This window comes from Pectobacterium nicotianae (assembly GCF_023272715.1).
Taxonomy (GTDB): domain Bacteria; phylum Pseudomonadota; class Gammaproteobacteria; order Enterobacterales; family Enterobacteriaceae; genus Pectobacterium; species Pectobacterium brasiliense.
The window spans coordinates 1,853,691-1,879,457 of sequence record NZ_CP096821.1 but is presented as its reverse complement, the minus strand read 5'-3'; the positions used below and the strand labels follow the sequence as shown (position 1 = coordinate 1,879,457).

26 protein-coding genes are annotated in these 25,767 nt (G+C 52.4%); 4 read left to right on the top strand and 22 right to left on the bottom strand.

All coding sequences use genetic code 11. From position 1 onward, the window contains the following. Window positions 1-14 precede the first annotated feature (14 nt). From nagZ to MYB54_RS08440, 6 genes are all read right to left on the bottom strand, one after another. Window positions 15-1,043, bottom strand: coding sequence for a beta-N-acetylhexosaminidase (gene nagZ, locus MYB54_RS08465; RefSeq protein ID WP_248721794.1), 1,029 nt, complete (start codon window positions 1,041-1,043; stop codon window positions 15-17). Window positions 1,044-1,133: 90 nt separating this feature from the next. Then, window positions 1,134-2,015 carry a thiamine kinase gene (gene thiK, locus MYB54_RS08460; protein ID WP_014915831.1) on the bottom strand — a complete coding sequence of 294 codons (882 nt, stop codon included), beginning with the start codon at window positions 2,013-2,015 and terminating at the stop codon, window positions 1,134-1,136. Then, complete coding sequence (gene lpoB / locus MYB54_RS08455) at window positions 1,996-2,577, bottom strand: penicillin-binding protein activator LpoB (protein ID WP_014915832.1); 582 nt, start codon at window positions 2,575-2,577, stop codon at window positions 1,996-1,998. The genes thiK and lpoB overlap by 20 nt, the downstream gene beginning before the upstream one ends. 21 nt (window positions 2,578-2,598) lie before the next feature. After that, the gene (locus MYB54_RS08450; protein WP_014915833.1) at window positions 2,599-2,979 is read right to left on the bottom strand and encodes a YcfL family putative periplasmic lipoprotein; all 381 of its coding nucleotides are present in this window, start codon (window positions 2,977-2,979) and stop codon (window positions 2,599-2,601) included. A gap of 84 nt (window positions 2,980-3,063) precedes the next feature. Further along, window positions 3,064-3,414 carry a purine nucleoside phosphoramidase gene (hinT, locus tag MYB54_RS08445; protein WP_010276226.1) on the bottom strand — a complete coding sequence of 117 codons (351 nt, stop codon included), beginning with the start codon at window positions 3,412-3,414 and terminating at the stop codon, window positions 3,064-3,066. A gap of 228 nt (window positions 3,415-3,642) precedes the next feature. Continuing rightward, window positions 3,643-5,097 carry an MFS transporter gene (locus MYB54_RS08440; RefSeq protein ID WP_014915834.1) on the bottom strand — a complete coding sequence of 485 codons (1,455 nt, stop codon included), beginning with the start codon at window positions 5,095-5,097 and terminating at the stop codon, window positions 3,643-3,645. 123 nt (window positions 5,098-5,220) lie between these two features. Here MYB54_RS08440 and MYB54_RS08435 point away from each other — a divergent pair, with 123 nt between their 5' ends. After that, a complete protein-coding gene (locus tag MYB54_RS08435) occupies window positions 5,221-6,018 on the top strand; it encodes a helix-turn-helix transcriptional regulator (RefSeq protein ID WP_039285946.1) in 798 nt (265 codons plus the stop codon). A 60-nt stretch (window positions 6,019-6,078) separates the two neighbouring features. On the opposite strand, the gene ptsG is transcribed toward MYB54_RS08435, so the two are convergent. From ptsG to yceD, 14 genes are all read right to left on the bottom strand, one after another. Beyond that, window positions 6,079-7,512: a PTS glucose transporter subunit IIBC gene (ptsG, locus tag MYB54_RS08430; protein WP_010276217.1), complete on the bottom strand. Its 1,434-nt coding sequence runs from the start codon at window positions 7,510-7,512 to the stop codon at window positions 6,079-6,081. 313 nt (window positions 7,513-7,825) lie between these two features. Next, a complete protein-coding gene (locus MYB54_RS08425) occupies window positions 7,826-8,623 on the bottom strand; it encodes a metal-dependent hydrolase (RefSeq protein WP_206555092.1) in 798 nt (265 codons plus the stop codon). 19 nt (window positions 8,624-8,642) lie between these two features. Further along, window positions 8,643-9,653 (bottom strand): DNA polymerase III subunit delta', encoded by a 1,011-nt coding sequence (gene holB / locus MYB54_RS08420; protein WP_039515926.1) that lies wholly within the window; start codon window positions 9,651-9,653, stop codon window positions 8,643-8,645. Continuing rightward, window positions 9,653-10,312 carry a dTMP kinase gene (gene tmk, locus MYB54_RS08415; protein ID WP_014915838.1) on the bottom strand — a complete coding sequence of 220 codons (660 nt, stop codon included), beginning with the start codon at window positions 10,310-10,312 and terminating at the stop codon, window positions 9,653-9,655. Before tmk ends, holB begins: the two co-directional genes overlap by 1 nt. Next, window positions 10,302-11,321, bottom strand: coding sequence for an endolytic transglycosylase MltG (gene mltG / locus MYB54_RS08410; RefSeq protein ID WP_014915839.1), 1,020 nt, complete (start codon window positions 11,319-11,321; stop codon window positions 10,302-10,304). Before mltG ends, tmk begins: the two co-directional genes overlap by 11 nt. Before the next feature lie 14 nt (window positions 11,322-11,335). Beyond that, entirely contained in the window at window positions 11,336-12,133 is a 798-nt protein-coding gene (pabC, locus tag MYB54_RS08405; RefSeq protein ID WP_039286149.1) for an aminodeoxychorismate lyase, read from the bottom strand. A 128-nt stretch (window positions 12,134-12,261) separates the two neighbouring features. Beyond that, window positions 12,262-13,503 (bottom strand): beta-ketoacyl-ACP synthase II, encoded by a 1,242-nt coding sequence (gene fabF / locus MYB54_RS08400; RefSeq protein WP_039511819.1) that lies wholly within the window; start codon window positions 13,501-13,503, stop codon window positions 12,262-12,264. Between the two features lie 80 nt (window positions 13,504-13,583). Beyond that, a complete protein-coding gene (gene acpP / locus MYB54_RS08395; RefSeq protein WP_005970506.1) occupies window positions 13,584-13,820 on the bottom strand; it encodes an acyl carrier protein in 237 nt (78 codons plus the stop codon). Between the two features lie 154 nt (window positions 13,821-13,974). Further along, window positions 13,975-14,709, bottom strand: a complete 735-nt coding sequence (gene fabG, locus MYB54_RS08390) for a 3-oxoacyl-ACP reductase FabG (RefSeq protein ID WP_010276180.1) — start codon at window positions 14,707-14,709, stop codon at window positions 13,975-13,977. 14 nt (window positions 14,710-14,723) lie between these two features. Continuing rightward, on the bottom strand, window positions 14,724-15,653 hold the full coding sequence (fabD, locus tag MYB54_RS08385; RefSeq protein WP_039467996.1) for an ACP S-malonyltransferase: 930 nt from the start codon (window positions 15,651-15,653) through the stop codon (window positions 14,724-14,726). Between the two features lie 17 nt (window positions 15,654-15,670). Continuing rightward, window positions 15,671-16,624: a beta-ketoacyl-ACP synthase III gene (locus tag MYB54_RS08380; protein ID WP_010276174.1), complete on the bottom strand. Its 954-nt coding sequence runs from the start codon at window positions 16,622-16,624 to the stop codon at window positions 15,671-15,673. A gap of 6 nt (window positions 16,625-16,630) precedes the next feature. Beyond that, window positions 16,631-17,677: a phosphate acyltransferase PlsX gene (gene plsX / locus MYB54_RS08375; protein ID WP_248721793.1), complete on the bottom strand. Its 1,047-nt coding sequence runs from the start codon at window positions 17,675-17,677 to the stop codon at window positions 16,631-16,633. 29 nt (window positions 17,678-17,706) lie between these two features. Beyond that, window positions 17,707-17,877, bottom strand: coding sequence for a 50S ribosomal protein L32 (gene rpmF, locus MYB54_RS08370; RefSeq protein ID WP_005970518.1), 171 nt, complete (start codon window positions 17,875-17,877; stop codon window positions 17,707-17,709). 16 nt (window positions 17,878-17,893) lie between these two features. Continuing rightward, on the bottom strand, window positions 17,894-18,415 hold the full coding sequence (gene yceD, locus MYB54_RS08365; protein ID WP_039275632.1) for a 23S rRNA accumulation protein YceD: 522 nt from the start codon (window positions 18,413-18,415) through the stop codon (window positions 17,894-17,896). Window positions 18,416-18,555: 140 nt separating this feature from the next. On the opposite strand from yceD, the gene MYB54_RS08360 reads away from it, so the two are divergent. Continuing rightward, window positions 18,556-19,140 carry a Maf family protein gene (locus MYB54_RS08360; protein WP_248721792.1) on the top strand — a complete coding sequence of 195 codons (585 nt, stop codon included), beginning with the start codon at window positions 18,556-18,558 and terminating at the stop codon, window positions 19,138-19,140. A 77-nt stretch (window positions 19,141-19,217) separates the two neighbouring features. Here the strand turns inward: MYB54_RS08360 and rluC are convergent, their stop codons facing one another. Beyond that, window positions 19,218-20,174, bottom strand: coding sequence for a 23S rRNA pseudouridine(955/2504/2580) synthase RluC (gene rluC, locus MYB54_RS08355; RefSeq protein WP_104213185.1), 957 nt, complete (start codon window positions 20,172-20,174; stop codon window positions 19,218-19,220). Window positions 20,175-20,768: 594 nt separating this feature from the next. Here rluC and rne point away from each other — a divergent pair. Next, the gene (gene rne, locus MYB54_RS08350; protein WP_248721791.1) at window positions 20,769-24,104 is read left to right on the top strand and encodes a ribonuclease E; all 3,336 of its coding nucleotides are present in this window, start codon (window positions 20,769-20,771) and stop codon (window positions 24,102-24,104) included. 59 nt (window positions 24,105-24,163) lie between these two features. Here the strand turns inward: rne and MYB54_RS08345 are convergent, their stop codons facing one another. Continuing rightward, window positions 24,164-24,451: a putative quinol monooxygenase gene (locus tag MYB54_RS08345; RefSeq protein WP_039528612.1), complete on the bottom strand. Its 288-nt coding sequence runs from the start codon at window positions 24,449-24,451 to the stop codon at window positions 24,164-24,166. Between the two features lie 184 nt (window positions 24,452-24,635). Here MYB54_RS08345 and pyrC point away from each other — a divergent pair, with 184 nt between their 5' ends. Then, window positions 24,636-25,679 carry a dihydroorotase gene (gene pyrC / locus MYB54_RS08340; RefSeq protein ID WP_039528617.1) on the top strand — a complete coding sequence of 348 codons (1,044 nt, stop codon included), beginning with the start codon at window positions 24,636-24,638 and terminating at the stop codon, window positions 25,677-25,679. The last annotated feature ends 88 nt before the right edge of the window (window positions 25,680-25,767 follow it).

The following is a 25,767-nucleotide window of genomic DNA, read 5'->3' as shown; positions in this document are numbered from 1 at the left end:
GCAGACTAGGTTGCCTATTTCTCGCCATTTTTATGCGCCTGCCAGCGCTCGCTGAGCAATGTGAGCGCCTGATTCGCCTGCTTCCAGCGTGGCGAATCCAGCAGTTCCCGACGAGAAAACGAACCCTGATGATATAAGCGCGTCAGTTGATCCGCTTTGACCGGGGACAGGTTATCCAGCACGCTAACCGCCCCTTCGCGATGATTGCAAACCAGAATCATGTCACATCCCGCCTGCAACGCCGCCTGCGCCCGCTCGGGATAACTGCCCATCACAGCGGCACCTTCCATCGAGAGATCGTCGGAGAAAATGATGCCATCAAAACCCAGCTCTTCACGCAGCACCGTTTTGAGCCAATAGGGCGAACCACTGGCTGGATGCGGATCGGCCTCCGTATAAATCACGTGGGCAGGCATGATGGCATCCAGCTGTTGGCGCTGGATCAGTTCTTTAAAAATTAGCATGTCATGTGCGCGAATTTCTGCAAGCGGACGCGGATCGCGCGGGGTTTCTTTATGTGAATCAGCGCTGACCGCACCGTGGCCGGGGAAGTGTTTACCCGTAACCTTCATACCCGCGCTATGCATGCCGCGAATAAAGCTTTGCGCTACGGCCAGCGCCGTCTCTGGATTGGCATGGAATGAACGCTCGCCAATCGCCGCGCTCTGGTGGCCGATATCCAGCACTGGCGCGAAGCTAATATCGATATCCATGGCGATCATTTCTGCCGCCATCAGCCAGCCGCCCTCTTCCGCCAAACGCAGGGCTTCTGACTCGCTGTTTAATGCAGCGAACGCCTGCGCGGCAGGCAGACGAGTAAACCCGTCACGAAAACGCTGAACCCGTCCGCCTTCCTGATCCACGGACACCACAAGGCGCTCGCGCGACGCCGCGCGGATTTGACGCACTAACTCACGTAACTGCGCCGCATCATGAAAATTACGGGTAAACAGAATCACGCCGCCAACCAGCGGATGTTCCAGCACTTCACGATCTTCTGCATCCAGCTCATAGCTGGCAACGTCTAACATTACCGGACTCACAAAAACCTCATTCTTTAAAGTGTACTGCTTAATGAAACGATCTTTACCACACAAGCCATACCGTCAGCCTGGCTATAGCCGATAGCATGACTATAGCCAATGATATTGTTGTAGCCGATGATAGAGCGCGGGAATTTCCGCTAAAAATTCAGGGTTCTTCGTTTGCTGCCAGCGAACCTCAAACCACATCAATACCAGATAATCGACCCAGGGGAACCACTGCATCATCTGTTGCTGGAGGCGGTTCACGGAAAACCCTCGCCGATGTCGCTGGTAGCTCTGTAGAAAATGCGTTTGCGCCATGCTTTCCATCTGACTGGCTCGCACAATGAACGCCAGTTCAAAGGCAATATCACCATCTGAGGCATATTCCCAGTCAATCAGCATCGTTTCTTGTGGAGTAATCAGCAGGTTTTCAGCATGCACATCGAGGTGGAGAGGAGCTAGCGCCAAAGGCGTGGGTAGCGCCGCACGCTGAAAATAATGGTGGGCACGCAATAACGCGGGCGAACGGCGGCGCGGATCCATCAACTGCCAGTGCTGCGCGAAGAGCACTTTGAGATCGAGAGGATGACCGCTACGCGGCTGGCGATGAAGCTGAGACAACAGGCGAGCCACTTCGCCATTAGCCAGCATCATCAGGAACTCATCAGAGGTGGCAATGCGTCCCGGTACCCACTCGACGATCAGCCAGCCGTCACGCCACAGTCGCGGCCGTGGCGCAAGACCTATCGCCGACATCTGCCGCAGCAAGGCGAATTCGCGCTGGCGATCGACGCCCATTTTCCGCTCGGTTGGCGACTGCCGACGCGCAAGCCATTCGATGTCCGGCCCACGGATACGCCAGCTTTTACTACTCAGCCCACCCACCAGCTCAAAGCGAATATCCGCCATCTCCACAGCCGGGAAATGTTTCTGGATCGTCGCAGTCAGCTGCCGGATGCCTGCCTGCTTAATGCTGAACGGCGCCATTACCTGACCACACAATTTCACCGGTCTGCACCAGCATCAGTTGCATGTCGAGCTGCGGCGATTTCACATCACCACTGACATCGCTGTACAGCACATACTGCGCGCTGACATAACGCGCCAGACCAATCGCCTTGCTGCGCGATCCTAAGCTGTCATCAACCGACAGACCCAGCGTTTGTTTCGCCGCAGCCAACTGCTCACGTGGCACCAGTGTAAATGCTTTACCGGAGGATAACGCGCTGTACAACGCCCCTGTTGCTTTCGCTATCGGTAGTGAGCCGTTAGTGTTATTTTTCACGCTATCCACCAGCAGGATGCTACCCGGCGTGACACCATCGGCTTTCAGCATTTGCGCTACCAGCGGATTAATGCTGGCTTCCCAGTTCAACGTCTGGATTTTTGGCGGTTGCGGTACAGATTCACCCGGCGGCGGCGTTGGCGTAGTCGGCACTTGAGGCTCAACGGGCTCAATCGTCGCAGGCGGTTCGGTCGGTTCCGGCGGATGGCTGGGGCACCCTGTCAGTACCAATGTCGCCAGCATCACCCCTAGATACTTTTTCATATATTCTCTCTCTGCACACCATTACAAAAACAGATGAAGACGAACCTGACGCGCATTGGGACTGCTGCGCGTGGAAAAAACCGTCATTTCCGTCTGTGGCGGGATTTCAATGGACTGTACCTCTTCAAAAGGCAGCACATCCAGCCCGTTTTCATCATACCAATAGAAACGGTAATGCACGGTCACCGCGTGTGAAGCGTCGTTGCTGACGGCGGAAGACGCGCGCAGCCGGCCATTTTCTGAATCCAGCGACGGGTTCCCCGCGGTAATACCGGCCGATAGCACAGGTGCATCTAGTACCAGCGTTTGCCGTTCATTGATGGTCAGTACCTTTGGCGCGCTACAGCCCGCCAGCAGCCCAGCCATCAAACACGCGGACAGAAAAAGCATCGGGTTACGCATGATGTTCTCGCATGATGGTTTTCTCGCGCGATAGTCTAACCACGACTATCGAACCTGGTTCTATAGGGTCTAGTTTTATAAGATCTAGTTCGCCAGCAAAGGCCCTAATGCGCGACCACCCAGCAAATGCATATGGATGTGATAAACCTCCTGCCCGCCGTGTCGGTTGCAGTTAATGATCAGGCGATAGCCGTCTTCTGCAATACCTTCCTGCTGGGCAATTTTACCCGCGACCGTCACCATACGTCCCAGCGCCGCTTCATGCTCGGGAGCCGTGTCGTTAACGGTCGGGATCAAGACGTTCGGGATGATCAGAATATGGGTTGGCGTGCGAGGCGCGATGTCACGGAAGGCGGTGACCAGTTCATCCTGATACACGATATCGGCAGGAATTTCCCGGCGGATGATTTTACTAAAAATGGTTTCTTCAGCCATGATTGATTTCCTTGTTAAAGCTGGCGTTGAACGACGTCATGTAGGCAGTATGAGTGACATATTCCATTTCTTTCAACCTTCTTCGTCTATTTCTGGTGCGGGTGGTCAAAATACGACTCCCAGTAAAAACCAGAAATACGCCCGCCTTCTCCCGAAAACAGCGACGCTACCGCCCCTGCGGTCAGGATTTCGCATCATCCATCGAAAATTCGTGTGTGGGCTTTCTCATCAACTAAGAGACCGCTGCGTTCTCACCAGCATCAGCAACAGGATGCAAACCAGCAGCGCAGCAATCAGGTTGTAGAGCATTCCCGCCACAAAGGCTGCAACGTATTGGCCCGCTGGTAAAACCGTACCATCGCCTGTCGCCAGTGCAGTACCAAACAGGATGCCCACCACGGCCACACCCAGCGCCGCCCCAATCTGCTGAACCGTCGAGATCACGCCCGATGCCATACCCGCCTGAACCTCATCCACAAAGCCCAACACCAGATTCAACAGCGGCGTCATGATGAAGCCCTGACCTGCCCCGACCACCACCAGCACAGGGATCAGCCGAACGGCCGCCAGATCGGCCCCCGCGAGCTGCACCTGCATAATCAACAAGCCGATCGAGACAGCATAAACCAGCGCCCCCGCGACGATAGCAGCCGTGCCCCAGCGGGCAACCAGACGTGGTGCAGCCAGCGATGCCAGAACGAAGCCCACGCTGCACGGCGCGAAAATACTTCCTGCAAGGAAAGGATCAAGTCCCAGCCCTGTTTGTACCAGCAAAGCAAAACACAGGAAAAATGAGCTGGATGTGGAATACACCAGCAGCACCAATAACACACCCAGCAGGAAACGGCGCTGTACGAGCAGATGCATATCCACCAGCGGAAGATGCCCCGCTCGCTGTCGACGTTCCTGCTGACGGTAAAACATCGCTAACAAGAGCGTTGCTGTGGCCAACATCCACAGGCTCCATGCTGGCCACCCTTGTCCCGGCCCTTCAATCAGCGGCACCAGCAGCAGCGTCAGCCCAACGCTGACCAACGCCACACCCATCCAGTCCAGCGAAGGGCGCTGCGGCGTCCGGGACTCAGGGATAAATCGTGCAGCCGCGATAGCCAGCAGGCCAATGGGTACATTGATAAGAAAGATACTGCGCCAGCCCAGCCCGAATAGATTGGCATGCACCAGCCATCCCCCCAGTATCTGACCCGCGATAGCGGCGAGCCCTAGCGTCATACCCAACAGACCGAAGGCACGGCGACTGTCATTCCCATCGAAATTAACGCGGATAGAAGCATAAACCTGTGGAAACAGTAAAGCGGCCGCAAGTCCCTGCAAAATGCGAGCACCGATCAGAAACCCCGCACTGGGCGCTAAACCACACAGCGCAGAGGCGAGCGTAAACCCGGCCATGCCCACCACAAACAGGCGACGTCGACCAAATACATCTCCCAGCCGCCCTCCTGTAATCAGCAATACGCCGAAAGCCAGTTCATAACCCGCTACGATGAAACCAATTTGCGCGAAGCTAGCGCCCAGATCGGCCTGCATGCTGGGAATCGCGATATTGACCACGAACAGGTCGAAGATCGTGACAAAACCGGCCATCAGCAGCACAGAGAGGCCAAGCCATGGCGGGCTGTTGACGGCTGGCGCAGACAATGCCGACGCGCGATAGTTTGAGTTCATCTTGTGTCTCCTTGCATATCGAGAAGTTGCGTATCGAAAATAATGACGCCGCCATTCTCAAATCCTTTTTAAACAATTACAATTTAACCACTTATGCTATTACTAAAAGCAATGCGGTAAACGATGCGAACACTGGAAAGAACTCGCCACGATCTGGCTGCATTTTTGCGCGCGCGCCGTGAACGGGTGTCACCCGCCGACGTAGGCTTGCCTAGCGGAGGAAGACGGCGCACGCCGGGGTTAAGACGCGAAGAAGTGGCGGCATTGGCTGGCGTTGGCCTGACGTGGTACACCTGGCTCGAACAGGGACGCGATATCGGTGTGTCGGCGGCATTTCTGGACAGCCTGGCACGGGTGCTAAAACTCGATGCCGCTGAACGTCGCCATCTGTTCCTGCTGGCACATGAGCGGCCGCCTGCCGAACCGGGTAAAACGTGGTGCGTCGTGCCGCCGCTGGTACGGCGTCTAATGCACGATCTGGCTCCACATCCGGCCTATATCCTCAATCTGCGCTGGGATGTGCTGACCTTCAATGAATCGGCGAATCAGCTTTTCAGCTTCGACGCCCATCCTTCCGAAAGACGTAATCTGCTCTGGCTCTTGTTCACCGACCCGTTACTGCATGAGCGATTCATCGGCTGGGAGCAACAGGCTCCACAGATGCTGTCGAGTTTTCGCCGCGATTTCGCACGTGCGACGCAGGAAGCGGACATTCATGAACTGGTGGACGAGCTGGAACGGGTATCGCCAGATTTCAAAACGTGGTGGCGGCAGCATGAGGTACACGCCCCATGTAGCGGCGTACGGCAACTGATGATCGACGGCAAGGCTGAAGCTTTCGAACATACCTCGCTGACCATCGATGAAGATCGCCATCTGCGTCTGGTGGTTTACGCCCGTCAGTCTCAGGAAGAGGAATAAGGCGGTTCTGACCATAAAAAAAGGGGCTTTCGCCCCTTTTTACCACTCCCCAACAACACATCAGTGGTTACGGATGTAGTCGTCCATGTCGGTTTTCAGGTTATCGGATTTGGTACCGAAAATGGCCTGAACACCGGAACCTGCTACAACCACACCTGCTGCACCCAGTTTTTTCAGGCCAGCCTGATCAACTTTAGCCACATCGCCTACGCTAACACGCAGACGGGTGATGCACGCATCCAGATTAGTGATGTTTTCTTTACCACCAAACGCGCTAACCAATGCGGCAGCCATTTCAGTGCTGTCCTGTGAGGTTTGCTCAGAGGCGCTATCTTCACGGCCCGGCGTTTTCAGATTCAGTTTGGCAATCAGAACGCGGAAAATGGTGTAGTAAATCAGCGCATAGCACAGGCCCACAATCGGGAACAGCCACAGGTTGCTACCGTTGCCGCTCAGTACCACAAAGTCGATCAGACCGTGAGAGAAGCTTGTGCCATCACGCATACCCAACAGGATACAAATTGGGAATGCCAGACCCGCCAGAATCGCATGGATCACATACAGAATCGGCGCAACGAACATGAAGGAGAACTCAATTGGCTCAGTAATACCCGTCAGGAACGAGGTCAGCGCCGCAGAGATCATGATGCCGCCCACTTTCGCGCGGTTTTCTGGCTTCGCTGAATGCCAGATAGCAATAGCAGCAGCTGGCAAGCCGTACATTTTAAACAAGAAACCGCCGGACAGTTTACCCGCCGTCGGGTCACCCGCGATGTAACGTGGGATATCACCGTGGAAAACCTGACCCGCCGCATTGGTGAATTCACCCACCTGCATTTGGAAAGGTACGTTCCAGATATGGTGCAGACCAAACGGTACCAGAGAACGTTCAACGACCCCATAAATACCGAATGCCAACATCGGGTTCTCATTCGCAGCCCAATGTGAAAACGTTTGGATAGCGCTACCGACCGGTGGCCATATGAAAGACAGCACAGCACCAGTAACGATCGCCGTCAGGCCGGAAATAATCGGCACAAAACGTTTACCGGCAAAGAAGCCCAGATACTCAGGCAACTGAATGCGGTAGAAACGGTTAAACATATACGCGGCAATCGCACCGGCAATGATCCCGCCCAGAACACCGGTATCCGCCAGATGCTTCGCCGTAATCTCGGCAGCCGGTAGATTAAGAACCAGCGGTGCAATCGCGGCCATGGTTTTGACCATGATGCCATAAGCCACCACCGCCGCCAGTGCGGAAACACCGTCGTTATTAGTGAAGCCCAGGGCAACACCAATAGCAAAAATCAACGGCATGTTGGCAAACACCGAGTCACCGGCCTGTGCCATGACGCTGGAGACAATTTCAGGCAACCAGCTAAAATTGGCCGAACCGACACCCAGCAGGATACCTGCGATAGGGAGTACGGATACGGGCAGCATTAGCGACTTACCTACTTTTTGCAGGTTTGCGAATGCATTCTTGAACATAATTGAGTGTGCTCCTGAGTAATAGTGCTTTTACTTCTGATACTTCATATAAGCAAAGACGGGGAGGATGGCCTTTGCGAGTTGGGGTGTCTTAGCCCCCTTTAATTTTTACGCAGAGTAAAATAAATAGCGTTCACAATGTTTGATTGCTATCACGTTTCCACAAGCCAACAGGCTGAGGTCGAACAGATATTGCACTTTTCTGTGATATATCGCTAAAAAACACGTCCCCCTGAAGAGGAAAAACCTAATCAAGGGGATGATGAAGCGCTATTAATTACACGGATAAAAAAAACTCGGCTATTTTCAGCCACTATTGCGCGGCGGTCAACCGAGCCGGATCGATGTGAAACAGGCGGGAGAAGTTTTCTGTCGTGGCGGCAGCGAGGGTTTCCAACGATGTGCCTTTCAGTACAGCGAGATATTCTGCTACATCGCGTACGTATGCGGGCTGGTTTTCCTGACCTCGGTACGGAACCGGCGCGAGCCAAGGGGAATCCGTCTCAATCAGCATCCGATCCAGCGGCACGTAACGCGCGACGTCACGCAGTTCTTCTGCATTGCGGAACGTGACGATCCCAGAAAACGAGATATAGAAGCCCATGTCCAGCAGCGCTTTTGCCGTGATCAAATCTTCCGTAAAACAGTGCAGAACGCCGCTGCATTTCTCCGCCTGCTCGTCACGTAGAATTGCCAATGTATCTTCACGGGCAGCACGCGTATGCACGATGACCGGTTTGCTCAGGTCATTGCCTATACGAATGTGTTCGCGAAACGACGCTTGCTGCTGGGCTTTCGTCTCCTGCTGATAGAAATAGTCCAGACCCGTTTCCCCCATTGCCACCACACGGCTGTCGCTGGCTAGCTCACGCAGCTCGGCATAATCATAAGGGGCTTCCTGATTGAGCGGATGAACGCCGCAGGAAAAGGCCACGTTATCGCGCTCGCCGATTAACTCCACCATGGCACGATAGCCGGGCAGCGTTGTCGCCACCGCCAGAAGGAAACCGACATCACGGCTTTTCGCTTTATCCAGCACGTCGGAGACGTCTTTATGCAATGACTCATAATCCAAACCGTCAAGATGACAGTGGGAATCCACTAACAACATGATATTTACTCGATAGTAATTAAACAGAAAAAGGGGGGATGTCGCGCTTAACCGATGAAGCAAGCGTGCGCTCTCCATCAAGCAGGCGTTCCGTCAGCAGCAGTTCACGATTTACCCCCGTGACGGTCAGCAATTTTTGCCGACAAGCCAGCCACTGTTGCAGCTCATACTGCAAATGTGCGGAAGGTTCGCGCGCCAGACGCTCAACCAGTTCAATCTGATCCTGATTCACTAAATGCTCATTCGCGCCCTGCTGCCATTTCATGGCATCCAGCAGTAGCGCAGCCAACCAGTGAATACGAACATCCGCATCGTCATGATTTAGCTGTGATATCAATGAGAGCTGATCTCGCGAAGTTAGCGCAGCAGAAAACGCCTGACACAGCGCGCTACGCTGTTTCCAACGCTCTGGCTGCAATAACGCTTCGGCGGCTAGCGGCGCGCCCGATTGCAATCTCAATGCCGTGCGCAATGCCTTGCTGTCATGGCGATGGCGAGCATTCAGCCACAGCACGCTCTGCGTCTCATTTGGAACATCCAGATAATGATACAAACAACGGCTGCGCAAAGTAGCCAATAACCGGGCTGGTTCGCGGCAGCCAAATAAAAAGAAGGTATTCTGCGGCGGTTCTTCCAGCGTTTTCAGCAGCGCATTGGCGGCAGCCTCTGTCAGTTGCTCAGCGGCAGCCAGCCAGATCACTTTTGCTCCGCCCTGTCGGGAGTGTTGATACACTTTTTCCACGACGTCACGCACGGGATCGACGCCCAGGCTTTGCTTGCCTTTCTCTGGGCTCAACACATGCCAGTCTGGATGTGTTCCTGCGGTCATCAGGTTACAAGAGTGACACTGACCGCAGCTTTTCATTCCATCAGGCTGTTGGCAGATCAGCCAACGGCTCAGCGCATAAATCAGCGACTCATCGCCCATGCCCGGCAGCGCATGCAGCAATACCGCATGATGCCCCCTGCCAGCCTGATATTGGCCGATAAGCTGCCGATAGGATGCATTCAGCCACGGATACCAATCCATCAGCCCTGCCCCTGCGCAACAGGCTGCAACCCTTGTTGCTTCAACCACTGCTGTAACGTCGCCTGAATATCCGCACTAACGGCATCAATAGGCTGTGAGGCATCGATCGTCAGGATGCTGTCATCTTCCGCCGCCAGTTCCTGATAGCGGGAACGGGTACGATCAAAGAAAGCCAGCGACTCCTGCTCAATCCGATCCAGCTCGCCCCGCTGGCGCGCGCGCTGCAAGCCGATGGCTGGCGGCAAATCAAGATAGAGCGTCAGGTCAGGCCGAAAATCACCCAGCACGGTATCGCGCAGTGAGCGGAGAAGTTGCTGATCGATCCCACGTCCACCGCCCTGATAAGCTTGTGAAGAGAGATCGTGACGATCGCCGATGACCCAGTTTCCATTCGCCATCGCTGGTTTGATGACGTTGTCCACCAACTGTACTCTGGCCGCGTATAACATCAGGACTTCTGCTTTGTCAGTGACCTTCTCATCGGCTATACCTTGCTTGATAAGCTCACGCAGTTTCTCTGCCAGCGGCGTACCACCTGGCTCCCGCGTGAACACCACGTCTTTCACACCATGTGACCGCAACGTTTCCACGACGATATTGCGTGCAGTGGTCTTCCCTGCGCCTTCCAATCCTTCAATGACGATAAATTTACTGTTCATCCCGTTCCTTTAACGCTGAGCGGTATACCCTCACAGCACGATTATGGTCTGCAAGGTTAGTGGTAAAACTGTGTCCGCCTTTTCCATCTGCCACAAAATACAGGTATGACGTTTTGGCAGGATGCGCAGCCGCATCCAATGAGGCTTTCCCCGGCATCGCAATTGGCGTCGGCGGCAAGCCGGAGATGACATACGTATTGTAAGGCGTCGGCGTGTCTAATGCTTTACGGGTTATCACGCCTTTATAGTCATCACCCATGCCATAAATCACTGTGGGATCGGTTTGCAAGCGCATACCAAGCCGTAAGCGATTGACAAAAACGGAAGCGACCTGAGTACGTTCTTCATTGATCGCCGTTTCTTTTTCAATGATTGACGCCATCGTCAGTAATTCGTCCGGTGTCTTATACGGCAATCCTTCTTCGCGCCCTTTCCAGACCTCATCCACCGTTTTTTTCATGCGCTGATGTGCACGCTGCAACAGGGCGATATCGCTCGTACCTGCCGTGTATGAATACGTATCAGGATAAAACCAGCCTTCCGGATTCGACTTATCTTTGATTTCCAACTGATTGGCGACGTCTTGTTCGGTTTTATCGGCCAATGAATGCTTGATATAAGGTGCTTGTTGCAGCGTGGCCAGCCACTCTTTCAAACGTGAGCCTTCGACAAAACGGATGGAAAATTGCGCTTCTTTTCCGCTGGACAGCAGCGCCAGCATCTCGCGCACGGTCATGCCCGAAGTCAGGCGATACGTACCCGCCTTGAATTTTGCCAATTCAGGTTCAAAACGCAGCAGCCACGGAAAAAATGTGTCATCAGTAATAATTTTCTGATCGAGAAGCAGCGTTTCCAGCCCTTCTCTTCCCGTACCAGCCGGAAGCGTAAAGATAGTTTCCTTTTCGATAGCCAATGGAGAATCAGCAAAACGCTGCATTTTCTGCCATGCGACCAGTAATATCAGCACAACGGCAGTGATAATCAGCAAACCAATTTTCTTTTTCTTCATAAATCAACCATCTACTAGCAGTCAGGACTTAGAAATTGATAAAGCTCTCGGGAGTGATAACGCCAGATGTGCGCCTGATTTACAGGGACGATCGGCATTAATGCATTGCAAACCAGCACTTCGTCCGCATCTGACAGTGCAATCAAGGGTTCGCTGACGATCTGTAGCTCGAAATCAGAATCTGCCAGCAAGGCAATAATATGCTGTCGAGCAACGCCATCCACTCCGGACTCGGATAAATCCGGCGTATAGACCCGGTGCCCTTTACGCCAGAATAAATTCGCGGCACAGCATTCCACTAGCGTACCAGAGGTGTCAAGCACGAGGGTCTCATCAGCTGAGGTCTGGTCAAGATGCGCGCGGATCAGCACTTGTTCGAGCCGATTCAGATGCTTTATTCCCGCCAGTAGCGGATTTTTAGCTAATGCCACAGGGCTGAGATTCAGGCTAATACCCTGCTCACGCCAGCCGGCATAGTGCGCAGGATAGCTTACCTGCATGACGACCCGGGTTGGTTGCGTGCAGCCTTGGGCACTATAGCCACGCCCACCGACACCCCGCGTGAGCATCACTTTCACTACACCGTCCGCTCGTCCCAGTGCTGCCTGTTTCATTTCAGCGATCAGACTTTCCCAATCAAGCGTAGGAAATAATAAGCGCGTAGCGGCCTGTTGCAGACGCGCGACATGTCGATCAAGCCAGACAATCTCGCCATCGCATACTCTGGCCGTCGTAAAACAGCCGTCACCGTACTGTGTACCCCGATCGAGTACCGAAAGCTGTTCCTGTAACTGACCATTAATCCACAGCATAATAAGCTCCGCATCATTCATCGTCGTCAGCTTGCCAGCAAAGCGGCGTTGCAGACAAGCAGGCGTGTCTGATTTTACGCAGGCAAAAAAAAACCCGGAGACCGGGTTTTTTTAAAACGCTATCGCAATCAAACTTTACGGAAGATCAGAGAACCGTTGGTTCCACCGAAGCCGAAAGAGTTGCAGAGTACGTATTCCAGGTTGCTGACCTGACGCGCCTCATGCGGCACGAAATCCAGATCGCAGCCTTCATCTGGATTGTCCAGATTGAGCGTAGGCGGAACAGCCTGATCGCGCAGAGCAAGAATACTGAAAATAGACTCTACCGCGCCTGCCGCACCGAGCAAGTGACCCGTCATGGATTTTGTCGAGCTCACCAGCACACGGCTGGCGTCTGCACCAAATACGGATTTCACTGCCTGTGTTTCAGCTTTATCACCCGCAGGCGTAGAAGTACCATGCGCGTTGATATAACCGATCTGGCTCGTTGACAGACCCGCGTCACGGAGCGCATTTTCCATCGCCAGCGCAGCACCAGAACCGTTCTCCGGCGGAGACGTCATATGATACGCGTCGCTGCTCATGCCAAATCCAACAATTTCTGCATAGATTTTCGCACCGCGCTTTTTCGCGTGTTCATACTCTTCCAGCACCATGAGGCCAGCACCGTCACCCAGTACAAAACCGTCACGATCTTTATCCCACGGACGGCTTGCCGCCTGAGGATCGTCGTTGCGCGTAGACAACGCACGGGCGGCACCGAATCCACCGACGCCCAATGGCGTACTGGCTTTTTCTGCACCACCGGCCAACATCACATCCGCATCGTTGTAAGCAATAATGCGAGCGGCCTGACCAATATTGTGCACGCCAGACGTACAGGCCGTAGCAATAGAGATGCTCGGGCCACGCAGTCCGTACATAATAGTAAGATGCCCAGCCACCATATTGACGATGGTTGACGGCACGAAGAACGGGCTGATTTTACGCGGGCCACCGTTCACCAGCGCAGTATGGTTCTCTTCAATAAGACCCAGACCACCGATGCCGGAACCAATCGCCGCACCAATACGCGGAGCGTTCTCTTCCGTTACTTCCAAACCGGAATCCTGCATGGCCTGAACGCCAGCAGCAACACCGTATTGAATAAAGGCATCCATTTTGCGAGCTTCTTTACGCGAAATGAATTCCTCAGAATTAAAATCCTTTACTAAGCCAGCAAAACGCGTTGCGTAGGCACTAGTATCGAAATGGTCGATCAGGCTGATACCACTCTGACCGGCAAGAAGAGCACTCCAGGTAGACTCAACTGTATTGCCGACAGGAGATAACATGCCCAGTCCGGTCACAACTACTCGACGCTTAGACACGCTTATCCTCCAGGGAGGGAAAAAAGACACTGCGGGACAAAAAAACTTAGGCGGTCGAATGACCGCCTAGATATGTTCGCTTACTGCTGGTTAGCCTGAATGAAATCAATGGCTGCTTGAACAGTCGTGATTTTTTCAGCTTCTTCGTCTGGAATCTCAGTATCAAATTCTTCTTCCAGAGCCATTACCAGCTCAACAGTGTCAAGAGAATCAGCGCCGAGGTCGTCAACGAAAGAAGCATTGTTTACGACTTCTTCCTGCTTAACACCAAGCTGTTCAACGATGATTTTCTTAACGCGTTCTTCGATAGTGCTCATACTCTTAAATTTCCTATCAAAACTCGCTTTCGCGATGGTTTTCGTAGTGTATAAAATGTTTGAAAAGATGCAACAAAATCTCGGCTGGTCGAACCACGATTTTGTGCTATTTTGCGGTTATCACCGCAAATAATGCAAATAGTTTTCGAGCTTTTTAGATCATATACATGCCGCCATTGACATGCAATGTTTCGCCAGTAATGTAAGCAGCTTCATCAGAGGCTAAAAATACAACAGCACTGGCGATTTCTTTAGCATCACCGAGTCGGTTAGCTGGAACCGACGTCAAAATGCCTGCTCGCTGTTCTTCTGTCAATGCCTGAGTCATATCTGTTTCGATAAAACCAGGCGCGACAACGTTGACCGTAATACCACGAGAAGCCACTTCACGCGCGAGGGATTTACTGAATCCAATCAGTCCCGCCTTCGCTGCCGCGTAGTTAGCTTGTCCTGCATTGCCCATCGTTCCCACAACGGAACCGATGGTAATGATCCGGCCAAAACGTTTCTTCATCATGGCACGCATCACTGCTTTAGACATGCGGAATACCGACGTTAAATTGGTATCCAGAATATCGTGCCACTCATCATCTTTCATACGCATCAGCAGGTTATCACGGGTGATGCCCGCGTTATTGATAAGAATATCAATTTCCCCGAATTCTGCGCGAATTTCTGCTAATACGCTTTCTACTGATGCTGCATCAGCAACATTCAGCATATAACCTTTACCGTTCTCACCCAGCCAGCCGCTAATAGCTTCAGCACCTTTTTCGCTGGTTGCGGTACCAATGACTTTTGCCCCGCGGGCAACCAACGTCTCGGCGATGGCACGCCCAATACCACGGCTTGCACCGGTAACCAGTGCAATTTTCCCCTCAAAACTCATTGTCTTCTCCGTTCTTATTTCTCAATCGCCGCTGATAGAGAAGCAGGATCGTTCACCGCAGCTGCTGTCAGGGTATCGACGATTCGTTTGGTTAAGCCAGTCAATACTTTACCCGGCCCGACTTCTAACAGCGACTCAATGCCCTGAGAAGCCATAAATTCAACACAGTCAGTCCAGCGTACCGGGCAATGAAGCTGGCGCACCAACGCATCGCGAATGGCTTCCGGCGTGGTTTCGATGCGTGCATCAACATTATTGACAACGGGGATGGCCGGAGAATTAAACGTAACAGATTCCAGCGCAACAGCGAGTTTCTTCGCTGCTGGCTCCATCAGCGCACAGTGTGACGGTACGCTGACAGGCAGCGGCAGCGCACGCTTTGCCCCCGCCGCTTTACACGCAGCACCAGCACGCTCAACGGCGTCTTTATTGCCCGCAATCACCACCTGACCCGGTGAATTGAAGTTTACTGGAGATACCACCTGCCCCTGCGCGGATTCTTCACACGCCTTGGCAATGGCCTCGTTATCAAGCCCGATAATGGCATACATCGCACCCGTGCCTTCTGGCACGGCTTCCTGCATCAGTTTGCCACGCAGTTCAACCAGACGGACGGCCTGTTGGAAATCCAGCACACCCGCGCAAACCAATGCGGAATATTCACCGAGGCTATGACCAGACATCAGAGCAGGTGTTTTTCCTCCCTGTTGCTGCCAGACACGCCAGATAGCAACAGAAGCGGTCAGTAATGCAGGCTGCGTCTGCCAGGTTTTATTCAACTCTTCAGCCGGCCCTTGCTGGGTAAGCTGCCACAAGTCATAACCTAACGCTTCAGAAGCCTGAGCAAACGTTTCGGTGACGATCGGGTATTCTGCTGCAAGTTCAGCTAACATCCCTACCGTCTGCGATCCCTGACCGGGAAATACCATTGCAAATTGCGTCATATCACAATCCTGTTTAATTAAAAACGAACCAGCGCGGAACCCCAGGTAAAACCGCCACCGAAGGCTTCAAGCAGCACCAGTTGCCCTGGTTTAATGCGCCCATCACGCACCGCTTCATCAAGCGCTGAAGGCACAGAGGCCGCGGAGGTATTACCATGACGATCTAGCGTCACAACCACCTTGTCCATCCCCATACCCAGCTTTTTCGCCGTGGCGCTAATGATACGCAGGTTAGCCTGATGAGGCACCAGCCAGTCTAATTCACTTTTATCCAGTTGAGCCGCTTGCAGCGTTTCTTCAACGATATGTGCCAGTTCAGTCACTGCCACTTTAAAGACTTCATTACCCGCCATCGTCAGGTAAGCAGGCGTATCGGTATGATTACGATCCTGATGCGGCAGCGTCAGCAGTTCGCCATAACGGCCATCGGCATGCAGGTGGGTAGAAAGAATCCCCGGTTGCTCTGACGGCGTTAACAGCACGGCACCCGCACCATCACCGAACAGAATCAGCGTGCCGCGATCTTCAGGATCCAATGTACGCGACAACGTATCAGAACCGATCACCAGTGCATATTTCACCGCACCACTTTTAACATATTGATCGGCAACGCTCAGCGCGTAGGTAAAACCTGCACACGCAGCGGCCAGATCGAAGGCTATCGTATCTTTGATCCCTAGCAGTTGCTGAACCTGACAGGCGGAGCTAGGGAAAGCATGGCTTGATGATGTTGTAGCAACAATCAGAAGACCGACTTCAGAAGGATCGACATTCGCCATTTCCAGCGCTTTCTGCGCGGCACGGTATCCCATGGTTGCCACGTTTTCATCCGGCGCAGCAATACGGCGCTCACGGATTCCAGTACGTGTGACGATCCATTCGTCCGTCGTTTCCACCATCTTTTCTAAATCAGCGTTCGTCCTGATTTCTTCAGGCAGGTAGCTGCCCGTTCCGATTATTTTTGTATACATGTACGCTTAGTCACTCTTGGGTAATACCGCTTCTAGACGAGCGGCAATCCGCTCGGGAAGCTGCCGCCGTACCGTCTGCATTGCCTGTTCAATAGCAACCGCAAACGCTCTCTGGTTTGCTGCACCATGGCTTTTGATTACAGTCCCCCGTAATCCTAGCAGGCATGCGCCATTATATTGATCGGGATTCAAATGACCGAAACGCTTTGATAAGCGTTTTTGTAACAAACGCCCTAGCCATTTCAACCACCAGGATCGCTTTTGTTTTTGCCCGGGGCCTGAAGCTGGAGATTTCAGCAGTGACAGGAACATCCTTACCACGCCTTCCACCGTTTTCAGTGTGACATTCCCCACAAAGCCGTCACAGACCATCACATCCGTTTTCCCAGTCAGCAGATCGTTGCCTTCCAGATAACCGATGTAATTGATTGATGGTGCCTCTTTTAGCTGTGCCGCTGCTTCACGGATAGTGCTCAGCCCTTTGCTTTCTTCTTCACCGATATTCAACAACGCGACCCGAGGATTTGCCAGTTCCAGCACTTCTTCTGCCATCACTGAGCCCATCACGGCAAACTGAACCAGCATCGTGCTGTCACAGTCAACATTCGCCCCCAGATCCAACACAACTGTCTTTCCGTGTTGCTGGTGAGGTAATACTGACACTAACGCGGGTCGCTCAATTCCTTTCAGTGGCTTAATCAGGAGCTTGGCTAGTCCCATAAGCGCGCCCGTGTTGCCAGCGCTCACACAGGCCTGTGCCCTACCGTCTTTAATCAACTCAAGCGCTATACGCATTGAGGTACCACGGCTCGCACGAATAGCCTGCGATGGCCTCGCATCACTAGCAATAACCGACTCCGCCGGAACAATCTCTAAGCGGGAAAGTAAATCAGAATCGACTTTGGCAAGTAATGGCGTTATTGCAGCAGGATCGCCGACTAATAACAAATTGAGAGCTGGATTAGAAGCCAGTGCCTGCAATGCAGCAGGCACTGTTACGCAGGGACCAAAATCCCCGCCCATCGCATCTAACGCCAGAGTTAGGCGTGTCAAGGTATTGCCTTGCAAATAATTCGCAAGAATTACTTAGCAATGACCTTGCGACCGCGGTAGTAACCATCCGCAGTGATGTGGTGACGCAGGTGAGTTTCGCCAGAAACTTTATCTACGGATACAGAAGCGGTAGTCAGCGCATCATGTGAACGACGCATACCACGTTTGGAACGGCTAGGTTTGTTTTGTTGTACGGCCATGGACCTTACTCCTTAATTACTTACGCTTTAAACTGGCTAATACGGCAAACGGATTCGGTTTTTCCGCCTCTGCAGGCAGTTGACCAAATACCATATCCGCTTCGGACACTTCACAGTGTTCAGAATCATGCACCGGGGCGATAGGCAACATCAGAATTATTTCATCTTCAATCATTGCCAGCAGATCGACTTCGCCAAATTCATCAACGCCGATCGGTTCATACGCTTCCGGTAACGCTTCGGCCTGCTCATCATTGACGACCGGGCTGAAACAGAATGTCGCATGGACTTGATGTTCAAACGGCTTGCTGCAACGCTGACACATCAGTGTGACCGTAACGTCAGCGTTACCGTCAATCACCGCCAGACGCTGATTATCAATATTGAAAGATAAAGAGGCCTGAACATCACTATCCACACTCACCACTGATTCGGCAACACGCTCTACTTGTTCAGCTGAATAGATACCAACGTAATCTAAACGCTTCTGAGCAGTGCGGACCGCATCAAGGGTTAAGGGTAATTTTACCTTTTGCATAGGGCGCGCATATTAACGTCGTAACGACATAGAGTCAAAGAAAAAGGCAGTGATGCACCACCTTTCACCAATATTCGCTTCCAGAGCGGCGCACAGTTTAAAATGCCTTTCATCATTACGCTACGGTTTATCAAAAAATTATGCAGCAGATTATTCTCGCCTCAACCTCACCTTATCGCCGGGCCTTGTTGGAAAAGCTGGCGATCCCCTTTATTTGCGCATCGCCGGACATCGATGAAACTCCTTACCCCGGCGAAAACGCCGTTGATCTTGTGATCCGTCTTGCTGAAAGCAAAGCGCAAACACTGGCCGCGCACTACCCCAATCACCTGATTATCGGTTCCGATCAGGTTTGCGTTCTGGAGAACGCCATAACAGGAAAACCACATAATAAGGGTAACGCAACACGCCAGTTACAGCAGGCCAGCGGAAAGTGTGTTTCCTTCTTTACGGGTTTAGCGCTCTTCAATAGTGCAACTCAGGAAATGCAGAGCATTGCTGAGCCATTTGACGTGCATTTCCGTACGCTAACGGAAGCGGAAATTGACGGTTATCTGGAGAAAGAACAGCCGTGGAACTGCGCGGGCAGTTTCAAAAGCGAAGGATTGGGTATTGCCCTCTTTGAACGATTATCCGGGCGCGATCCTAATACGCTCATTGGATTACCATTGATCGCGCTAACGCAGATGCTACAAAAAGAAGGCGTGAATCCGCTGACGATGTAAATTGACGATGTAAAGTAAATCGGGATAGCCCGATGAAGCGGCTATCCCGACAGATAAAAGTATGTAGGTATATGTTGTTATGCTTTTGTCTTGCGCAACACCTGCAGACAGCGACGCAGTCCGCTATCCAATGGGGCTTCAACTCTCAGTGTCTCACCCGTGTTCGGGTGTTCAAAACGTAGCGATTGCGCATGCAGGAAGAGACGTTTTAAGCCCGTGTCAGCCAGTTGTTGATCGAATTCGCGATCGCCGTAACGGTCATCGAACGCTATCGGATGCCCAGCATGTTGGGCGTGTACACGAATTTGATGCGTACGTCCGGTAACAGGGCTCGCCCGCACCAGCGTCGCGTGTTCAAAACGTTCTTCTATTTTAAAACGCGTTTCTGACGGTTTACCGTCGCTGTTTACCCGTACGATGCGCTCACCGCTTTGCAGGATATTTTTCAACAGCGGTGCCTGAACAACCTTGCAATGAGACTGCCACTGGCCGCGAACCAACGCCAGATAGTCTTTTTGCATACCTTTCAGCCGCAACTGTTCGTGCAGAGAACGTAAGGCCGAGCGTTTTTTTGCGACCAGTAAAACGCCAGAGGTATCGCGATCGAGACGGTGTACTAACTCAAGAAAACGCGCTTCCGGGCGTAAAGCACGCAGCCCTTCAATCACGCCGAAACTTAGACCACTGCCGCCATGCACGGCAGTACCCGAGGGCTTATTTAGCACCAACAGGTAGTCGTCTTCATAAATAATGCACTCGGCCAACGCCGCCACTTTACCAAGACTGGCAGAAACAGGGGTTTCATCGCGTTCTGCCTGTCGAACGGGCGGAATACGGATGACATCACCATCGAGCAATTTATACTCAGGTTTGACCCGTTTCTTATTTATCCTTACCTCACCTTTTCGCAAGATACGGTAAACCATGCTTTTAGGCACACCCTTTAAGTGGGTATGCAAAAAATTATCGATGCGCTGCCCCGCTTCATCTGCGGAGATCGTCACAAATTGTACTGAAGGATTATCTGTTTTCATGATGCGCGATTCTAAATAGAGCAACCCGATAGCGCCACTTCTTTTTCTGTGCTTAACTGTGTGTCTGACTTATGAAGATATTGTTGCATTGTCGAGTAAGTGGACGGGTGAGTTGGGCTATAGCATCAAACCCTGTCCGTTTTGGTGATAACAACAGAACTATCTTTATACAGACAGGCAAAGTCACCTTGCTATAACGGTATCAGCAGTGGAATAATGCTTTTGCGTTTCCCACGCGGATTTCCGATAAAACAAGGGGAAATTGCGGAATTATTAAATTTGCCTGATGACGCACACACGCAGCAATGGCGTAAGACGTAATGTGAAATCAAGCAGTTAGCGGGCTGCGGATTGCAGCTTGGCCGGCAAATGGAATCAGATCTGGCGACATAATTCAGAAGCTGTTCCCTCAGTAAATGCGCTGTTTTCCATCAGGAAACACAGGCTACCGAAACATGCGTCTCTATGCAGGCGACAACCGGGAGGTTGACGTCCCTGCGATAAGCCACGAGACCATCGGTTCACTCCGGTCATGCGGTTCTTTTGTCCGCAGCTCTATCAATAATGCAAGTAAAAATAACGAGTAAGTTGAAGATGAAAAGAATGTTAATTAACGCAACTCAGCAGGAAGAGTTGCGTGTTGCCTTGGTTGATGGTCAACGGCTGTATGACTTGGATATCGAAAGTCCGGGTCATGAGCAGAAGAAAGCAAATATCTACAAAGGTAAAATCACTCGTATCGAACCTAGTCTTGAAGCGGCTTTTGTTGATTACGGCGCTGAAAGACACGGTTTCCTCCCTCTTAAAGAAATCGCCCGCGAATACTTCCCTAGCAACTATTCTTCCCACGGTCGTCCTAACATCAAAGACGTGTTACGTGAAGGTCAGGAAGTCATTGTTCAGGTAGACAAAGAAGAGCGTGGCAACAAAGGCGCTGCACTGACCACCTTTATCAGTCTGGCAGGCAGCTATCTGGTCTTAATGCCAAACAACCCTCGTGCAGGCGGTATTTCACGCCGTATCGAAGGTGACGATCGTACCGAGCTCAAAGAAGCGTTGGGATCGTTGCAATTGCCCGATGGCATGGGGCTCATTGTTCGTACCGCTGGTGTGGGCAAATCCGCTGAAGCGCTGCAATGGGATCTGGCTTTCCGTCTGAAACACTGGGACGCGATCAAAAAAGCCGCCGAAGGCCGCCCTGCACCGTTCCTGATCCATCAGGAAAGTAACGTGATCGTCCGCGCCTTCCGCGACTATCTGCGCCCAGACATTGGCGAAATCCTGATCGACAACCCAAAAATTCTCGATCTGGCGAAAGAACATATTTCTGCGCTGGGTCGCCCTGATTTCAGCAGCAAAATCAAATTGTACAGTGGTGAAATCCCACTTTTCAGCCACTATCAGATCGAATCGCAGATCGAATCGGCTTTCCAGCGTGAAGTTCGCCTGCCGTCCGGTGGTTCTATCGTTATTGATACGACCGAAGCGCTGACAGCAATCGATATCAACTCCGCCCGTGCGACGCGCGGTGGTGATATTGAAGAAACCGCGTTCAATACCAACCTTGAAGCCGCAGACGAAATTGCCCGCCAGTTGCGCCTGCGTGACCTCGGTGGCCTGATCGTTATCGACTTCATCGATATGACTCCGGTTCGTCACCAGCGTGAAGTTGAAAACCGCCTACGTGACTCTGTACGTCAGGATCGTGCACGTATTCAGATCGGCCGGATTTCCCGCTTTGGCCTGCTGGAAATGTCGCGTCAGCGTCTGAGTCCTTCACTGGGTGAATCCAGCCACCACGTCTGCCCACGCTGTAGCGGTACCGGTACGATTCGTGACAATGAATCACTTTCACTGTCTATTCTTCGTCTGATCGAAGAAGAAGCGCTGAAAGAAAACACCAAAGAAGTCCACGCGATTGTTCCAGTCCAGATTGCGTCTTATCTGCTGAACGAGAAGCGTGATGCCGTTAACGCCATTGAGAAACGTCAAGGCGGCGTGCGCGCGATCATCGTGCCACACGACGGTATGCAAACGCCGCACTACTCCGTTGTTCGCGTCCGTAAAGGCGAAGAAAAACCGACGCTCAGCTATTTGCTGCCTCAGCGTTTGGAAACGGAAACGCAGCAGTTGCAAGACGAACAGACTATCGAGCGTAAACAGCCTGAACAACCTGCGTTAGCAACGTTTAGCATGGCTGAAATGCCAGAGGAAACTGCACCATCGATTGCCAAAGCAGCGCCTGCGGCGGCGAAACCGGCGGAAGTCGCTCAGCCAGGCTTCGTTAGCCGCTTGTTCAGCGCCTTAAAAAGCGTCTTTGCTTCCGAGCCTGCGGTAAAAGCAGCGGATAGCGTTGACGATAAGAAGGCCGAAGAAGAGAAATCCACTGAAGGTCAGCGCCCTGAACGCCGGAACTCACGCCGTCAGGGTAATAATCGCCGCGATCGTGGCTCTCGTGACAATCGTGACAATCGTGACAATCGTGAACAGCGTGATGAGCAGCGCCGTAATAAGCGACAAAACGAGGAAGCGGTTACTGACACCCGCGCTGCGGAAAATGCGGAGAAGTCCAATTCGGAAGAGCAGCCGCGTCGTGAACCACGTGCTGAACGTCAGCGTCGTCGTCAAGACGATCGCCGTCAGGCTCCAGCTGAGGCAAAAGCACAGTCAGTTATTGATGATTCTGATGACAATGCCGAGCAGGATAAACCGACTCAGGTTATGCCGCGTCGCCAACGCCGTCAGTTGACGCAGAAAGTACGCGTTCAGTCCGATGCTCAACAAGATACCCTCTCCGATAGCACCGCACCTGTCGCTGCACCATCTGAGCAGGTTCAAGCTTACGTCAAGCCAAGTGATGCTGTAGTAGACAATAACGAGGTCGATAACGAGCAGAACGATGCAAATCGTGCCAATGGCGAGAATGGCGGTATGCCGCGTCGTTCACGTCGTTCTCCGCGTCACCTGCGTGTTAGCGGCCAGCGCCGTCGTCGCTATCGTGATGAGCGTTACCCGTCTCAGTCACCAATGCAGTTGGAGTTTGCCGCCGCATCACCGGAAATGGCATCAGGAAAAGTGTGGGTTAGCTATCCTCTTGCACAGCCACAGCAGGCTGAAAGCCAACAGCAGGACGAGAACGTTGCAGCAATTGAAACACCGCTGTTACCTGCCGTTGTCGAAGCCGCAGTGACTGCGCAAGCTGACACCGCGGAATCCAATACGGTTGAAAACGTTGCGATTACTGAAGCCGTGGTTCAGGAAGAAGCCGCTGTAACCGCTACAGCACAATCTGCCGACGTTATCCAAGATAGCAATGTAGTGGATGTCGAGGTGAGTACCGCAGGCGAAGAAACCGTCGTCGAGCCAGTTACTGAGAACACCGCTATCGATGATGCTATCGCTGCAGTTGCTGTGAATGCCGTTGAGGAAGCACAACCTGCTGATACTGCGGCAACTCAGGTTGCTGAAGAAACCGTTGACGCTGTTGCCTCTGAAAATACAGTGGCTGAAAACGTAGCTACCGAAGCGGTCGCAGAAGAGCCGCAAGCAGATAGCATCGCTGATTCAACTGAGAAAGCAGATCTGGCAGAACCGGTTTCTACCCCTGCGGTTTCCGCAGTACAGGAAGTCAGCCCGCCACAACGCATTCAGGATGAACCAGTATCTACTATCAGCGCACAACCGATTGTGGAAGCACCTGTATCGAGCGTAGCAAAAGCAGCAAACGTTGCTGAGCAACCTCGTTATAAGCTCCATGCGACAGCGCCAATGACTAAAGCGCCAGCGCCAGCATATCAGGCGGAGCCTGCTCGACACAGCGATTGGGTTCGTCCTGGCTATCCGTTCTCAGGAAAAGGTTCGGCAGGTGGTCATGCCGCAGTTAATCAGTCAACTGCGCCAGCAACCAAACCTACACCGGCCAGCGAGTAATTCTGGTTTCTATAGACAAAACCCGCCAATTGGCGGGTTTTTTTATGAATAGCACTTTGTTAGCCTAAAAGATTCAATAGCTTGATATCTACACTGTCCGTTTTGCCATCCAACTCCGCCAGCAGATTTTTGAAGTGATCGCTCTGCTCATGTGATGCCAGCGCATCTCGATCTTTCCAGCGTTCGAAAAACACAAACGAACCGGATTTATCCACGACTTCATGCAGATCATACTGCACATTACCTGCTTCCTGTCGGCTAGGTGCCACCACGCGTTTCAGCGTTGCGGTAACGTCTGCAACGAACTCTGCTTTTGCCTGAATGGTAGCGACAATACGAATTTCCATATACATCCCTTATTTATCAATGAAAAGATAATGCTATCAGATGCCAATCTACGGTTAATTTCAAGCATTCATCAACAAACGGATGCATTCAAATGGCTTTGCGCTTATCCTTATCCCCCGCCGTATCAGTCCCAAAACCAACCGAAAGATGCTGTTTTTCTACTGACCGCCGGAGCGCAATTCCATGACCGCACAGCCCACTATTCTTAAAATCCGTCGCCCTGACGATTGGCACATTCACCTGCGTGACGATCGGATGCTGGAAACCGTTCTCCCCTATACCAGTCGTTTCTTTGGCCGTGCGATTGTTATGCCTAACCTGACGCCGCCGATTACCAGCGTAGCCAGCGCGATAGCGTATCGTCAGCGCATTTTAGCCGCGGTCCCACAGGGTGATGATTTTCATCCGCTGATGACGTGCTACCTGACCGATGCACTTGATGTCAACGAAGTCGTGAGTGGTTTTGAGCAAGGCGTCTTTACCGCAGCCAAGCTCTATCCGGCCAATGCCACAACAAACTCCAGCCATGGGGTCACCAGCGTCGCCAATATCTCTGGCATTCTGGAACAAATGCAGAAGATTGGCATGCCGTTACTCATCCACGGCGAAGTGACCGACTCTGCCGTCGATATTTTCGATCGAGAAGCACGCTTCATCGAAACGGTGCTGGAACCATTGCGCCAACAGTTCCCTGAGCTGAAAGTCGTCCTCGAGCACATTACGACGAAAGAAGCCGCGCAGTATGTTGTTGAAGGTAATGATTATCTCGCCGCAACCATTACACCGCAGCATCTGATGTTTAACCGTAATCATATGCTGGTTGGTGGCGTTCGCCCTCACCTATATTGCCTGCCTATCTTAAAACGCAATACGCATCAGCAGGCGCTACGTGAAGCCGTCGCTAGCGGCTGTGACCGGCTTTTCCTCGGCACTGACTCCGCGCCGCATGCAAAACACAGAAAAGAGTCCAGCTGTGGCTGTGCCGGTGTATTCAATGCTCAGGCCGCATTGAGTACCTACGCCACCGTTTTTGAAGAAATGCACGCACTGGATAAACTTGAAGCATTCTGCTCCCTGAATGGCCCACGTTTTTATGGCCTGCCGGTGAACGACAGCTGGATTGAGCTTCATCGTGAAACCGTCACGTTCCCTGAAGAAATCGCTCTCGGCGACGAGTCGCTAATCCCCTTCCTGGCCGGACAAAGCCTCAACTGGTCAGTCCGTTAACCGACAAGCCCATCCGCATTGTGCCGATGGGCTAAATTTTATCGCCTGTCTTGTTCTCCACTTGCAATAACTGTATAAATAAACAGTT

Bases quoted from the DNA above. Each gene is read 5' to 3' on its own strand.
- thiK (WP_014915831.1), bottom strand. From the start codon at position 2,015: ATGGCGCCGTTCAGCATTAAGCAGGCAGGCATCCGGCAGCTGACTGCG.
- lpoB (WP_014915832.1), bottom strand. From the start codon at position 2,577: ATGAAAAAGTATCTAGGGGTGATGCTGGCGACATTGGTACTGACAGGG.
- MYB54_RS08450 (WP_014915833.1), bottom strand. From the start codon at position 2,979: ATGCGTAACCCGATGCTTTTTCTGTCCGCGTGTTTGATGGCTGGGCTG.
- hinT (WP_010276226.1), bottom strand. From the start codon at position 3,414: ATGGCTGAAGAAACCATTTTTAGTAAAATCATCCGCCGGGAAATTCCT.
- MYB54_RS08440 (WP_014915834.1), bottom strand. From the start codon at position 5,097: ATGAACTCAAACTATCGCGCGTCGGCATTGTCTGCGCCAGCCGTCAAC.
- MYB54_RS08435 (WP_039285946.1), top strand. From the start codon at position 5,221: ATGCGAACACTGGAAAGAACTCGCCACGATCTGGCTGCATTTTTGCGC.
- ptsG (WP_010276217.1), bottom strand. From the start codon at position 7,512: ATGTTCAAGAATGCATTCGCAAACCTGCAAAAAGTAGGTAAGTCGCTA.
- MYB54_RS08425 (WP_206555092.1), bottom strand. From the start codon at position 8,623: ATGTTGTTAGTGGATTCCCACTGTCATCTTGACGGTTTGGATTATGAG.
- holB (WP_039515926.1), bottom strand. From the start codon at position 9,653: ATGGATTGGTATCCGTGGCTGAATGCATCCTATCGGCAGCTTATCGGC.
- tmk (WP_014915838.1), bottom strand. From the start codon at position 10,312: ATGAACAGTAAATTTATCGTCATTGAAGGATTGGAAGGCGCAGGGAAG.
- mltG (WP_014915839.1), bottom strand. From the start codon at position 11,321: ATGAAGAAAAAGAAAATTGGTTTGCTGATTATCACTGCCGTTGTGCTG.
- pabC (WP_039286149.1), bottom strand. From the start codon at position 12,133: ATGCTGTGGATTAATGGTCAGTTACAGGAACAGCTTTCGGTACTCGAT.
- acpP (WP_005970506.1), bottom strand. From the start codon at position 13,820: ATGAGCACTATCGAAGAACGCGTTAAGAAAATCATCGTTGAACAGCTT.
- fabG (WP_010276180.1), bottom strand. From the start codon at position 14,709: ATGAGTTTTGAGGGGAAAATTGCACTGGTTACCGGTGCAAGCCGTGGT.
- fabD (WP_039467996.1), bottom strand. From the start codon at position 15,653: ATGACGCAATTTGCAATGGTATTTCCCGGTCAGGGATCGCAGACGGTA.
- MYB54_RS08380 (WP_010276174.1), bottom strand. From the start codon at position 16,624: ATGTATACAAAAATAATCGGAACGGGCAGCTACCTGCCTGAAGAAATC.
- rpmF (WP_005970518.1), bottom strand. From the start codon at position 17,877: ATGGCCGTACAACAAAACAAACCTAGCCGTTCCAAACGTGGTATGCGT.
- yceD (WP_039275632.1), bottom strand. From the start codon at position 18,415: ATGCAAAAGGTAAAATTACCCTTAACCCTTGATGCGGTCCGCACTGCT.
- MYB54_RS08360 (WP_248721792.1), top strand. From the start codon at position 18,556: ATGCAGCAGATTATTCTCGCCTCAACCTCACCTTATCGCCGGGCCTTG.
- rluC (WP_104213185.1), bottom strand. From the start codon at position 20,174: ATGAAAACAGATAATCCTTCAGTACAATTTGTGACGATCTCCGCAGAT.
- rne (WP_248721791.1), top strand. From the start codon at position 20,769: ATGAAAAGAATGTTAATTAACGCAACTCAGCAGGAAGAGTTGCGTGTT.
- MYB54_RS08345 (WP_039528612.1), bottom strand. From the start codon at position 24,451: ATGGAAATTCGTATTGTCGCTACCATTCAGGCAAAAGCAGAGTTCGTT.
- pyrC (WP_039528617.1), top strand. From the start codon at position 24,636: ATGACCGCACAGCCCACTATTCTTAAAATCCGTCGCCCTGACGATTGG.